Origin of the sequence: Bacteroides sp. GM023 (assembly GCF_014750685.1) — a bacterium.
GTDB lineage: Bacteria > Bacteroidota > Bacteroidia > Bacteroidales > Bacteroidaceae > Bacteroides.
Genome location: NZ_JAAXGE010000016.1, coordinates 120,822 through 134,318 on the forward strand (window position 1 = coordinate 120,822; position 13,497 = coordinate 134,318).

Annotated in this window: 9 protein-coding genes; 7 read left to right on the forward strand and 2 right to left on the reverse strand. The window is 42.3% G+C overall.

All coding sequences use genetic code 11. The features are described 5' to 3' along the window. Positions 1-174: 174 nt before the first annotated feature. Positions 175-1,125 (reverse strand): bile acid:sodium symporter family protein, encoded by a 951-nt coding sequence (locus HC965_RS24720; protein ID WP_191033994.1) that lies wholly within the window; start codon positions 1,123-1,125, stop codon positions 175-177. Positions 1,126-1,206: 81 nt separating this feature from the next. Here HC965_RS24720 and HC965_RS24725 point away from each other — a divergent pair, with 81 nt between their 5' ends. The 3 genes from HC965_RS24725 (at position 1,207) to dnaA (ending at position 5,129) form a co-directional block, all read left to right on the forward strand. Beyond that, the gene (locus HC965_RS24725) at positions 1,207-2,463 is read left to right on the forward strand and encodes an N-acetylmuramoyl-L-alanine amidase (protein WP_191033995.1); all 1,257 of its coding nucleotides are present in this window, start codon (positions 1,207-1,209) and stop codon (positions 2,461-2,463) included. A gap of 9 nt (positions 2,464-2,472) precedes the next feature. Beyond that, a complete protein-coding gene (locus tag HC965_RS24730) occupies positions 2,473-3,366 on the forward strand; it encodes an MlaD family protein (RefSeq protein ID WP_191033996.1) in 894 nt (297 codons plus the stop codon). A gap of 350 nt (positions 3,367-3,716) precedes the next feature. Continuing rightward, the gene (dnaA, locus tag HC965_RS24735) at positions 3,717-5,129 is read left to right on the forward strand and encodes a chromosomal replication initiator protein DnaA (protein WP_167959402.1); all 1,413 of its coding nucleotides are present in this window, start codon (positions 3,717-3,719) and stop codon (positions 5,127-5,129) included. 108 nt (positions 5,130-5,237) lie between these two features. Here the strand turns inward: dnaA and HC965_RS24740 are convergent, their stop codons facing one another. Further along, positions 5,238-5,981 (reverse strand): NADPH-dependent oxidoreductase, encoded by a 744-nt coding sequence (locus HC965_RS24740; protein ID WP_191033997.1) that lies wholly within the window; start codon positions 5,979-5,981, stop codon positions 5,238-5,240. Between the two features lie 284 nt (positions 5,982-6,265). On the opposite strand from HC965_RS24740, the gene HC965_RS24745 reads away from it, so the two are divergent. From HC965_RS24745 to folB, 4 genes are all read left to right on the forward strand, one after another. After that, positions 6,266-8,803, forward strand: a complete 2,538-nt coding sequence (locus tag HC965_RS24745) for an adenosylcobalamin-dependent ribonucleoside-diphosphate reductase (RefSeq protein WP_191033998.1) — start codon at positions 6,266-6,268, stop codon at positions 8,801-8,803. A 131-nt stretch (positions 8,804-8,934) separates the two neighbouring features. Continuing rightward, positions 8,935-11,616, forward strand: coding sequence for a 4-alpha-glucanotransferase (locus HC965_RS24750; RefSeq protein WP_191033999.1), 2,682 nt, complete (start codon positions 8,935-8,937; stop codon positions 11,614-11,616). A gap of 253 nt (positions 11,617-11,869) precedes the next feature. Beyond that, the gene (locus HC965_RS24755; RefSeq protein WP_191034000.1) at positions 11,870-12,922 is read left to right on the forward strand and encodes an acyltransferase family protein; all 1,053 of its coding nucleotides are present in this window, start codon (positions 11,870-11,872) and stop codon (positions 12,920-12,922) included. Beyond that, positions 12,906-13,277 (forward strand): dihydroneopterin aldolase, encoded by a 372-nt coding sequence (gene folB / locus HC965_RS24760; protein WP_191034001.1) that lies wholly within the window; start codon positions 12,906-12,908, stop codon positions 13,275-13,277. Before HC965_RS24755 ends, folB begins: the two co-directional genes overlap by 17 nt. Positions 13,278-13,497: the final 220 nt, after the last annotated feature.

The following is a 13,497-nucleotide window of genomic DNA, read 5'->3' on the forward strand; positions in this document are numbered from 1 at the left end:
CTCTATATGCAAATATAAAAGAAATGCAGTCCATTATACCTTATAGACTGCATTTTTTATTGAATTCCAACAAAATAGCTTGTTTATAGCTCCATCCCCATGTTTTTCTTTTAGGATATCACCGCCACCCAACCGACCGCATCCGTTTCCTTACGGAAAATCAGCCATCTATACTTAATTCTCTTTCTTTCTCTTTTTCCACAACTGCCAGCTATTGATAATATTCTGCCACAGGACATACGAACCCGGAGCAACGGAAGACAACGGATTGAGATAAGTATGCGCCATCCAAATAGCCAAAATCGTATTCTTCTGTCCCAGTGCCTGACCGCCACTGATACGGTCATTATAAACAGAACCGATTGTTTTTCCCAGGAAGAACTGCAAACAACAAGCTACCAAAGCTCCAACAGCAATCATGATTTCCGTAAAACCGTCCGCAGGGTCATTGAGCAATGAATACAAAGTTTGCGCTGTCACGATGGCCAAAGAAACTGCCCACAGATAGAAGGCTAGTTCATGATAACTTAATAGTTTCCGATGAACTTTCGGCAGGCATTTGCTCAACAGCCATGCAAGCAGGAACGGACAAATCAGCAACGGGAATACTTTACTCAAAATGACGAAGAACGCTTCCCAAAAACTGACATCGGGATGTACCTCTATCAAAGGGAAAAGAATAGGTACGGCAATGGCTGCCCCGATATTGGCGAGCAATGTATAAGTAGTCAGACTCGCTGCACTACCACCCAACTTGGAAGTTATCACCGCGGCAGCAGTAGCGGTTGGGCAAATAATACAAACCATCACTCCTTCCGCCACAATCTTGTCAAACCGATAGAGCAACAGATAAGCAGCCAGCGCACCGCCAATCTGAATCAGCAATAGCCACGCATGGAGAGGTTTCGGCTTCAAGTCGCGTGGAGATACCTTACAGAAAGTCAGCAGCAACATCGTAAAAATAAGATAGGGAGTAAGGAAAGAAAGGCTGATGAACAGTGGATAACCCACGGCACCTACCAACATGGCAATAGGTAATGTCCAATTCTTCAAAAACTTAAGCATCGTCGTACATTTTAACTTCGAAGCGCAAAGTAACGGAGATTTCAGGAAAAAAGCTATCATTAAACCGAAAAAAACACAAAACTTAATGGCAAATAATGAGTTTTCTACAAATTTCTACTACATTTGCACCGTGTTACAAATATGAAACTGAATAGACCATACATAGTATATATATGCATTTGCCTCTGGCTACTTTTTCTACCCTCATGTACCAGCCATTTATGGGGGAAAGACTTCGTAGTGGTTATTGACGCCGGACACGGCGGACATGACCCCGGCGCCATAGGCAAAACAGCCAAAGAGAAGAACATCAATCTGAACGTTGCCCTGAAAGTGGGAAACCTGATAAAAAGAAACTGCGATGACGTCAAAGTGATTTACACCCGCAGCAAAGATGTCTTCATCCCACTGGCACGACGGGCAGAAATCGCGAACAACGCGAAGGCTGACCTCTTTATCTCTATCCACACCAACGCACTGGCAAACAACCGCACAGCAAAAGGTGCATCTACCTGGACACTGGGTCTTGCCAAATCGGACGCCAATCTGGAAGTTGCGAAACGGGAGAACTCCGTAATTCTCTACGAAAGCGATTATGAGACACGATATGCCGGCTTCAATCCGAACTCCGCTGAATCCTATATCATTTTTGAATTTATGCAGGACAAGTATATGGAGCAAAGCGTGCATCTTGCGTCACTGATGCAAAAACAATTCCGCCATACCTGCAAACGGTCAGACCGCGGAGTGCATCAAGCCGGTTTCCTTGTCCTGAAAGCAAGCGCCATGCCGAGTATTCTGATAGAATTGGGATTCATCTCTACCCCCGAGGAAGAGCGTTATCTGAATTCAGAAGAAGGGGCCGCAACCATGGCAAAAGGCATTTATCATGCTTTCCTGAATTATAAAAGAGAACACGAAATACGCCTTACGGGAGTCAGCAAAACGATTATCCCGACCGAACGGGAAGAAAACAACGCTCCGGCCATTGCGCAGAAAGACACGGAAAGCGTGACAGCTCCTCAGCAGAAGGAATTGTTGGCAGAAGCCAGGACAAAACCCACTACAACAACAAAAACAACAACAAAACGTCCGATTGCGTCGGAAAACGCAACCAATGATAGTGAAATTACGTTTAAGATACAGATACTCACCTCTTCCAAGCCTCTCGCCAAAAACGACAAGCGACTGAAAGGACTGAAAGATGTAGATTATTATAAGGAAAAAGGCATATACAAATATACGTATGGCGCTTCCAGTGATTATAACAAAGTGCTGCGTACGAAACGCACTATTACGCCACAATTTAAGGATGCTTTCATCATCGCTTTCCGAAATGGGGAGAAAATGAACGTCAACGAAGCGATTGCCGAATTTAAAAAGAGAAGAAATAAATAAAAAGATAAAATGAAGTACATTACAAAAGAAGTCAGAATAGGTATTGCAGGTATCATTGCACTATGCGTGCTTGTTTATGGGATTAACTGGCTGAAGGGAATACATATGTTTCAACCTTCGAGCTATTTCTATGCCAAATTTCAGAACGTGAACGGACTGACCAAGTCAAGCCCGGTATTTGCGGACGGTGTTCGCGTAGGTATTGTACGTGACATCTATTATGATTATGCCAATCCCGGAAATGTAGTGGTGGAAGTGGAACTGGATACAGAACTGCGTATCCCGAAAGGAAGCACTGCCGAACTGGTATCCGAACTGATGGGCGGTGTACGCATGAACATACTGCTTGCCAACAACCCACGCGAAAGATATGCCGTAGGCGATACAATCCCCGGCAAACTGAATAACGGAATGATGGAGAGCGCAGCACAACTCATCCCCAAGGTACAGGAAATGCTTCCGAAACTGGACTCTATCCTTATCTCATTGAACACAATCCTGAGCGACAAGAGTATCCCTGCTACTTTACATTCAATAGAAACAACCACAGCCAACCTGGCAGTAGTCAGCTCGCAAGTGAAAGGACTTATGAGTAACGATATTCCGCAGCTCACCAGCAAGCTGAATACAATCGGGGATAACTTCGTAGCTATCAGCGGCAACCTGAAGGAAGTGGACTATGCATCTACTTTCAAAAAAATAGACGAAACGCTGGCTAACGTAAAAATACTTACAGAGAAATTGAACAGCAAAGATAACACCCTCGGACTGCTCTTTAACGACCCGACTTTATACAATAATTTGAACGCTACAACTGAAAACGCAGCGAGCTTATTGGAAGACCTGAAAGAGCATCCGAAACGCTATGTTCACTTCTCATTATTCGGCAAGAAAGATAAGTAGCATTTTATCGCTATATAGATTTCATCTAAATAACGAAGCGTTTCGAAAAGCGTGTCATTGCTTCTCAAATGTCTATCTACAAACCGAAATAATATTCCCGTACAAACGTACAAATGGAAGAAAAATGAACAGCATTTTATATATAACAAACTAAAATACAGATACTTATAATTTTGCAAGAGTGGATTAGCATATAGTGTTCCGACAGATGTATATAAGTCATTGAAAGTAAACACATTATTGTTCTCACGAAAAAAACAAGAAAAAGCTGATTTGTTTTTTCGGAATAAGATTCCCAATTTTGCAAACGTAGAAGTTTTGCTTAATTAATAAATGTATTAAAAGTCACTATGATTGAATCAAATCATGTCGTACTTTGGAACCGCTGTCTTGACGTTATAAAAGACAATGTTCCCGAGACGACATATAATACTTGGTTTGCCCCTATTGTTCCGTTGAAATATGAGGACAAAACTTTGATTTTACAGATCCCCAGCCAGTTTTTCTATGAAATACTGGAAGAGAGATTCGTAGATCTTATCCGCAAGACATTGTATAAGGTCATTGGCGAAGGCACCAAGTTGATGTACAACGTTATGGTAGACAAGACTTCGATTCCGAATCAAACCGTGAATCTCGAAGCAAGCAATCGCTCTACGGCTATTACTCCCAAAAGCATATTTGACGGTAATAAAGCGCCTAACTTCTTGAAGGCTCCTGCTGTTCAAGACTTAGACCCGCATTTGAACCCCAATTATAACTTCGAAAACTTCATTGAAGGATACAGCAACAAGCTGTCGAGAAGTGTAGCCGAAGCCGTAGCACAAAAGCCCGGGGGCACCGCTTTCAACCCGTTGTTCCTTTATGGAGCATCCGGCGTTGGAAAAACGCACCTTGCAAACGCAATAGGCACGAAAATCAAAGAAACGAATCCTGAGAAAAGAGTATTGTACGTTTCGGCACATTTGTTCCAGGTACAATATACGGACTCTGTACGTAATAACACGACGAACGATTTCATTAACTTCTATCAGACGATTGATGTATTGATTATCGATGATATCCAGGAATTTGCCGGTGTCACCAAGACACAGAACAATTTCTTCCATATCTTCAATCATTTACATCAAAACGGCAGACAGCTCATATTGACTTCCGACCGCGCTCCCGTGTTGTTGCAAGGTATTGAAGAACGCCTGCTCACACGTTTCAAATGGGGCATGGTAGCAGAGCTCGAAAAGCCGACCGTAGAACTTCGTAAAAACATTCTGCGCAATAAGATACACCGCGACGGATTACAGTTCCCACCGGAAGTAATCGATTATATTGCCGAGAACGTAAACGAAAGTGTACGCGACTTGGAAGGTATCGTTATCGCAATCATGGCACGCTCTACTATTTTCAACAAGGAAATAGATATGGATTTGGCGCAACACATCGTACATGGAGTGGTTCATAATGAGACAAAGGCTGTTACCATTGATGATATTCTCAAAGTGGTATGCAAGCATTTCGACCTGGAACCGGCTGCCATACACACAAAATCCAGAAAGAGAGAAGTAGTTCAAGCAAGGCAGATCGCCATGTATCTCGCCAAAAATCACACAGACTTTTCAACATCCAAGATAGGAAAGTTCATCGGTAACAAGGATCATGCAACCGTACTTCACGCCTGCAAAACCGTAAAAGGACAATTAGAGGTGGACAAGAGCTTTAGTGCAGAGGTACAGGAGATTGAGTCGTTACTGAAGAAAAGAAATTAAAATACAAGTATTTGAAGTATTAGGCATAAAGTATTAAGTATTATCCGTGCGGATACGCTTTATATGTATTTCACGCAGTTACGGTAATACTTAATACTTTTTTAATACTTATTTCAAGAATCCCTGCTGGCGAAGTACTTCCAATAGATTTTCAGACATAAATTCGTTATCTTTCTTTGTGTAACGTACATCTGTAAATACCTGGGCAAGAGTTTCTTTCTTGTTTTCTTCAATAAACTGTTTGTTTTCCGGCAATGATTCTTTGTATGCGTAGAGCTTATCTATCTCTTCCGGCGTATAATCGTGATACTTTTCATCGTGCACGGCAGCTTTCAAGGGCAAACGGTCTACCTGTGCGGGAATACCATCGGGATAACCTACCGTTATCGTTGTGAGAGGAAATACCAGTTCGGGCAATTGAAGGGCATCAATAATCATTTGGGGATTATAAGTAGTAGTGCCCAAATAACAAATGCCGAGTCCCACTTCTTCGGCCAGCGTGCAGAAAGTCTGCGCAACCAGCAAAGTATCCATGGACGCATTCATAAAAGACATTAAATTATCATAGCCCGGCACGGCTTTCCGTTGTTCACACCACTTGCTGAAGCGACGAAAATCAGCACAAAAAGTAAGTACCACCGGTGCATTTTTTACCATTGGTTGATTAAAATGAGCAGGCGAAAGTTTCTCTTTCATTTTTGCGTCGCGAGTGACAATTACACTATAAAGCTGCATCCCACCCATCGTAGAAGCACGGAAAGAGGTTTCAAGCAAATCATTTAACAAATCAGGAGCAATGTCCTTCGACTGGTATTTCCTGATTGTTCTTCTGTTCTTTACGGTTTCAAACATATCTTTTTTTTGCAAAGATATAAAAAGAAAAAACTATTTCACCATACTGATAGAAAAGAATAGTTTTCTTTTTGGAAAACTTTAACCTTTGAACAAAATCCAAATTTATCTGTTTATCAAATACTTAGCGCACACAAATGGAAAACTTGCAACCTGTTAATAAATTGTTTCATTTTTATTTTGATAGATGAAAAAACATTCTTAGCTTTGCGCCTACATTTGTTACCGATAAGTAAACTTCTACACATTACTTATTAAATATCAGATTTAACACACATTGAATCGTGGAAAAACAAATTTATTCTTATGACGAAGCCTACGAAGAATCTTTACGATATTTTCAAGGCGACGAGCTTGCTGCAAGGGTTTGGGTAAACAAATACGCAGTAAAGGATTCTTTCGGGAATATCTATGAAAAGTCCCCGGAAGACATGCATTGGAGAATTGCAAATGAAGTGGCACGCGTCGAATCAAAGTATCCGAACGCGCTGACAGCTAAAGAACTGTACGATTTACTGGATCACTTCAAATACATCGTTCCCCAAGGTAGCCCGATGACAGGAATCGGTAACGACTACCAGGTTGCTTCACTATCCAATTGTTTTGTTATCGGAGTAGATGGCGCTGCCGACTCATATGGGGCGATCATCAAAATCGATGAAGAACAGGTACAACTAATGAAAAGACGTGGTGGCGTGGGTCATGACTTGTCGCACATCCGTCCGAAAGGTTCTCCGGTTAAAAACTCCGCATTGACTTCTACTGGTCTTGTTCCGTTCATGGAACGTTTTTCGAATTCGACTCGTGAGGTAGCTCAAGACGGACGCCGCGGCGCGTTAATGTTGAGCGTATCTATCAAGCATCCGGATTCTGAAGCTTTCATCGACGCCAAGATGACAGAAGGAAAGGTGACAGGCGCAAACGTTTCGGTTAAATTGGACGATGATTTCATGCAGGCTGCCGTAGACGGAAAACCTTATGTACAGCAGTATCCTATCGACTCGGCTAATCCGTCATTTACGAAAGAAATCGACGCTTCTACCCTATGGAAGAAGATTGTTCATAACGCATGGAAATCAGCAGAACCGGGTGTCCTGTTCTGGGATACGATTATCCGCGAGTCTGTGCCCGATTGCTATGCAGACCTGGGTTACAAAACCGTATCTACCAATCCGTGTGGAGAAATTCCTTTGTGTCCTTACGACTCTTGCCGTCTGTTGGCCATCAATCTATATTCTTATGTAGTGAATCCGTTCAAACCGGATGCCCACTTTGATTTCGATTTGTTCCATAAGCATGTAGCTTTGGCACAACGTATCATGGACGACATCATCGACCTTGAACTGGAAAAGATCGAGCGCATCATGAACAAGATTGATGATGACCCAGAGAACGAAGAAGTAAAACGTGCGGAACGTGTACTTTGGGACAAGATATATAAGAAGAGCGGACAAGGTCGCCGTACCGGTGTAGGTATCACTGCCGAAGGTGATATGCTCGCTGCTTTGGGACTGCGCTACGGAACGGAAGAAGCAACGGAATTCTCAGAAAAGGTACATAAGGCAGTAGCTCTCGGAGCATACCGTTCGTCAGTAGAAATGGCGAAAGAACGCGGCGCTTTCGAGGTATACGACAGCAAGCGCGAACAGAACAATCCGTTCATCCAGCGTTTGGCAGAAGCTGATCCGGCACTGTACGAAGATATGAAGAAATACGGACGCCGTAACATCGCTTGTCTGACTATCGCTCCTACCGGAACAACCAGCTTGATGACGCAGACAACTTCGGGCATCGAACCTGTGTTCCTGCCGGTTTACAAGCGCAGAAGAAAGGTGAATCCGAACGATACAAACGTACATGTAGACTTTGTTGACGAGACAGGAGATGCATTTGAAGAATATATCGTATTCCACCATAAGTTCGTTACCTGGATGGAAGCTAATGGATATGACCCGTCAAAACGTTATTCACAGGAAGAAATCGACGAGTTGGTGGCTAAGTCTCCTTATTACAAGGCTACTTCCAACGATGTAGACTGGTTGATGAAAGTGAAGATGCAGGGAAGAATCCAAAAATGGGTGGATCACTCCATCAGCGTGACTATCAATCTGCCGAACGATGTAGACGAAGATTTGGTAAACCGCTTGTATGTAGAGGCATGGAAATCCGGCTGTAAAGGATGTACCGTATATCGTGACGGTTCACGGTCGGGTGTATTGATTTCTACGAAGTCGGAAAAGAAAGAAGATTTACCGCCTTGCAAACCACCTACGGTTGTAGAGGTACGTCCAAGAGTTTTGGAAGCTGACGTAGTACGTTTCCAAAATAACAAGGAGAAATGGGTGGCTTTCGTCGGCTTGCTGGACGGACATCCTTACGAAATCTTCACCGGTTTGCAGGATGATGATGAAGGTATCCTGTTGCCTAAGAGCGTAACTTGCGGACGTATCATCAAGAATGTTGATGAGGATGGTACAAAACGTTACGACTTCCAATTTGAGAACAAACGTGGATATAAGACGACCATTGAAGGATTGTCAGAGAAGTTTAACAAGGAATATTGGAACTATGCGAAATTAATTTCGGGAGTACTTCGCTACCGGATGCCGATTGAGCAGGTTATCAAGCTGGTAGGCTCTCTGCAATTGAACAGTGAAAGTATCAACACCTGGAAAAATGGTGTGGAACGTGCTTTGAAGAAGTATATTCAGGATGGAACCGAAGCCAAAGGAAAGAAATGTCCGAACTGCGGCAATGAGACATTGGTTTATCAGGAAGGCTGTCTGATTTGTACTACCTGCGGTGCTTCCCGATGTGGATAAACATCTTACGTATGTTAATTAATATATAAACAAAAGGTTAAAAGGAGTTCGTGAGGACTCCTTTTATTTTTTATTCAAAAAAATGTCTTATACTTGCAGTGTCTTAAATATTCAATCAAAATCTAATATATATGATTTTATCATTTAATATCGAATATCGCACCAACTGGGGGGAAGAAGTCAGGCTTGCCGGCTTGTCCACGGAGTCTGTCCCCATGCACACAACAGATGGTATATACTGGACGGCAGAACTGGAAGTGGAGGTTCCCCAAGAAGGGTTGACTATCAATTATAACTATCAGATAGAACAAAACGGGAGTGTTATCCGCAAGGAATGGGATAATTTCCCACGATGTATTTTCTTATCCGGCGTCCCCAAAAAGAAATACAGAATCAATGATTGCTGGAAAAATATTCCGGAGCAACTGTATCTTTATAGTTCGGCTTTTACGGAAGCGTTATTGTCGCATCCCGAAAGGGAAAGTATTCCGCAAGGTCACAAGAAGGGATTGGTAATCAAGGCTTATGCTCCACGTATTAACAAGGATTACTGTTTGGGGATTTGTGGCAATCAAAAAGCACTAGGCAACTGGGATCCGGAAAAGGCTGTTCTGATGAGTGACGCCAACTTCCCGGAATGGCAGGTGGAACTGGATGCCAGTAAACTCAAATATCCGCTGGAATATAAGTTCGTTCTTTACAACAAGCTGGAAAAGAAAGTGGACTGCTGGGAAAATAATCCCAATCGTTACCTGGCAGACCCGGAAATAAAGACGAACGAAACGCTCGTGGTTTCCGACCGGTACGCTTATTTTGATATTCCGGTTTGGAAGGGAGCAGGTATGGCTATTCCTGTGTTCTCGTTGAAATCGGAAAAGAGTTTCGGAGTCGGTGATTTCGGAGATTTAAAACGTATGATCGACTGGGCTGTACGCACGCATCAGAAGGTGATTCAGATTTTACCTATCAACGACACCACCATGACTCATGCGTGGACGGATTCTTATCCTTACAACAGTATTTCTATCTATGCTTTCCACCCGATGTATGCGGATATGAAGCAAATGGGAACTCTGAAAGATAAAGAAGCTGCATCCGGGTTCAGCAAAAAACAAAAGGAACTGAATAGTCTGACTGCTATTGATTACGAAGCGGTCAATCAGACGAAATGGGAGTTCTTCCGCTTAATTTTCCGACAGGAAGGAGAAAAGGTGTTGGCTTCCAAAGGGTTCAAAGAGTTCTTTGAAGCAAATAAGGAATGGTTGCAGCCTTATGCTGTATTTAGCTATCTGCGCGATGCTTACCGGACACCTAATTTCCGCAAATGGCCGAAGTACTCTGTTTATAATGCAGAGGAAATAGAAAAGATGTGTCAGCCGGAGACGGTAGATTATCCGCATATCGCTTTATATTATTTCATCCAGTATCATCTGCATCTGCAATTACTGGCAGTTACGAAGTATGCCCGTGAGAAGGGTGTCGTGCTGAAAGGGGATATTCCTATCGGTATCAGCCGCAACAGCGTGGAAGCCTGGACGGAACCGCATTATTTCAATCTGAACGGACAGGCAGGAGCTCCGCCCGATGATTTCTCTGTGAATGGACAGAATTGGGGATTCCCCACATACAACTGGGATGTGATGGAGAAAGACGGATACCGCTGGTGGATGAAGCGTTTCCAAAAGATGGCTGAATACTTTGACGCCTATCGGATCGACCATATTCTCGGATTCTTCCGTATTTGGGAAATACCGATGAATGCCGTACACGGATTGTTAGGTCAGTTTGTACCTTCCCTGCCTATGAGCCGGGAAGAGATAGAGAGTTACGGTTTCACCTTCCGGGAAGAGTATCTGAATCCATATATCCATGAGTCCTTTCTCGGACAGCTATTCGGGCCTTATACGAATACTGTAAAACAAGATTTTCTTGAGTTGGCAGACGAGTCCGGGATTTATCGCATGAAACCGGGATTTGAAACGCAACAAGAAGTGAAACAGTTCTTTGCCGGCAAGAATGACGAAGATAGTATTTGGATTCGGGATGGATTGTATTCTTTAATCAGCAATGTATTGTTTGTACCGGACAAGAAAGAGGAAGGTAAATATCATCCCCGTATCGGTGTGCAACGTGACTTTATCTTCCGGGCATTGAGCGAAGAGGATAAGAATGCTTTCAATAAACTATACGATCAGTATTATTATCATCGTCACAATGAGTTTTGGTATCAGCAGGCTATGAAGAAATTACCTCAATTAACACAGTCCACCCGTATGTTGGTATGCGGGGAGGATTTGGGTATGATTCCTGCTTGTGTAGCGTCCGTGATGAATGATTTGCGCATTCTTAGCCTAGAGATTCAACGAATGCCTAAGAATCCGATGTATGAGTTCGGGCATCTGAAAGAATATCCGTATCGGTCGGTTTGCACCATTTCCACGCATGATATGTCTACGCTACGCGGTTGGTGGGAAGAAGATTATCAGCAAACGCAACGTTATTACAATACAATGTTGGGGCATTATGGTATTGCGCCTACTGTTGCGACTCCTGAACTGTGCGAAGAAATAGTACGCAAACATCTTAACAGTAATTCTATTCTCTGCATTTTGTCATTCCAGGACTGGTTGTCCATAGACGGAAACCTGCGGAATCCGAATGTGCAGGAAGAACGAATCAATGTTCCGTCCAATCCACGGAATTATTGGCGGTATCGGATGCATATCACACTGGAGCAGCTGATGAAAGCACAGGGGCTTAATGATAAGATAGGTGAGTTGATAAAGTATACCGGAAGAAATCCTGAAAAATAGATATGATATAGAAAAGATACTATAAATAACGTAGATAATGCGCGGATAATACAGGTTAAGAATATTAGAGCCCTGAATTATCCGCGTTATTTATATCTCTGACATTCTTTTTTGCAATAACCGAACCGGTGTTCCTTCTATTGTTTCTCTTTACGCAGCCATCTTTTAATTTTCTTTATCTTCTCCGTTTTTATTCCAATTTATCAAGTATCTTTGCGCCCGAATTGCGAAATAAAAGATATTAAAAGAGAGAATGGAAGGCAACCCGGGGAAACGTATTGATTTTGTGGACTTAACCAAAGGAGTCTGCATCATTCTTGTAGTCATAGCGCATATTGGCGGGGCTTTCGATAAACTCGACAAGGATTCTATGCTATCTTGTTTCCGCATGCCACTCTATTTTTTTATATCGGGAGTCTTTTTTAAATCATACGAAGGGTTATTGGGATTCATCATCCGAAAAATAAATAAGCTGATTATCCCTTTCCTGTTTTTCTATCTAAGTGCTTTTCTACTGAAATATATCGTTTGGAAAATAGCCCCGGGAGTTTTTCAATTACCCGTATCATGGAAAGAGCTTTTGGTAGTATTCCACGGACATGACCTTATCAAGTTCAATCCGCCTATTTGGTTCCTGCTCGCACTGTTCAACTGTAATATTCTGTTTTATTTGATACATTTTTTGCGGGAAAAGTATTTGCCCCTCATGTTCGCTCTTACACTGTTGATAGGCGGTGCTGGATTTTATCTCGGAAAGTTGCAGATAGAACTACCACTCTATATAGATGTTTCCATGACTGCCCTGCCTTTTTATGTAGCAGGTTTTTGGATTCGCAGATATAACTTCTTCCTGTTTCCAAGCCATCGGTTCGATAAGCTGATTCCTGTTTTTGTCCTATTGGCATTAGTAGTGATGTACCTTACTGCCACTACACTGGGGATGCGCACAAACAGCTATTCAGGAAATATCTTCCAAGTTTACGTCGCAGCATTTGCAGGAATATTTATGATTATGTTACTTTGCAAAAAAGTGAAAAGGCTGAAGGTGGTTTCTTACCTGGGGAGATATTCTATTATCACCTTGAGTATTCACGGGCCTATTCTTCATTTTTTATGGCCATTGGTGGCGCGATATATTCATAATGAATGGGCACAAGCAATTGCGCTTCTGCTCATAACATTGAGTATCTGTATCCTGCTCACTCCCATATTTCTGAAAGTAATCCCGCAAATGGTTGCGCAGAAAGACTTATTGAAAGTAAAACAGAATCATACTAACAATTCATCATATGAAGATAAACAATAGCTATATTCTTTTGAAAGAGATTCTCTGCTACGCTTATCACGGAGTCGCGCCACAAGAGAATCTTATCGGGAACGAATACATCATTGACTTGAAACTGAAAGTAAATATCAGTAAAGCCGCACAAACGGATGAAGTTGCCGATACCGTTAACTACGCCGAAGTACATCATGTGATAATGACAGAGATGGCTGTTCCATCAAAGTTACTGGAACACGTAGGAGGACGAATTGTTGAAAAGCTGTTTGAACAGTTCCCGACTATTGAGGAAATCGAGCTTCGACTTTCTAAAAGAAATCCGCCAATGGGGGCTGATATAGAATCGGCAGGAATAGAGTTGCATTGTAGCAGGGAATAAATCATGCTCAAATGGGCTATATCCGCTATATAATAAGATAAAAAGAATAATATACGACCATATCATTTAAAGGAGATGTGTCAAAACTCCCCTTTAAACAAAATTACCCTCGCTACAACTATCTGAACTGCACCCCAAAAGTTGGACAGTTAATAATTAAGTTATTTTATAAAGAGTTCGGTATTGCACCGGACTCTTTCCTTTTAACTTAGCTTTGATT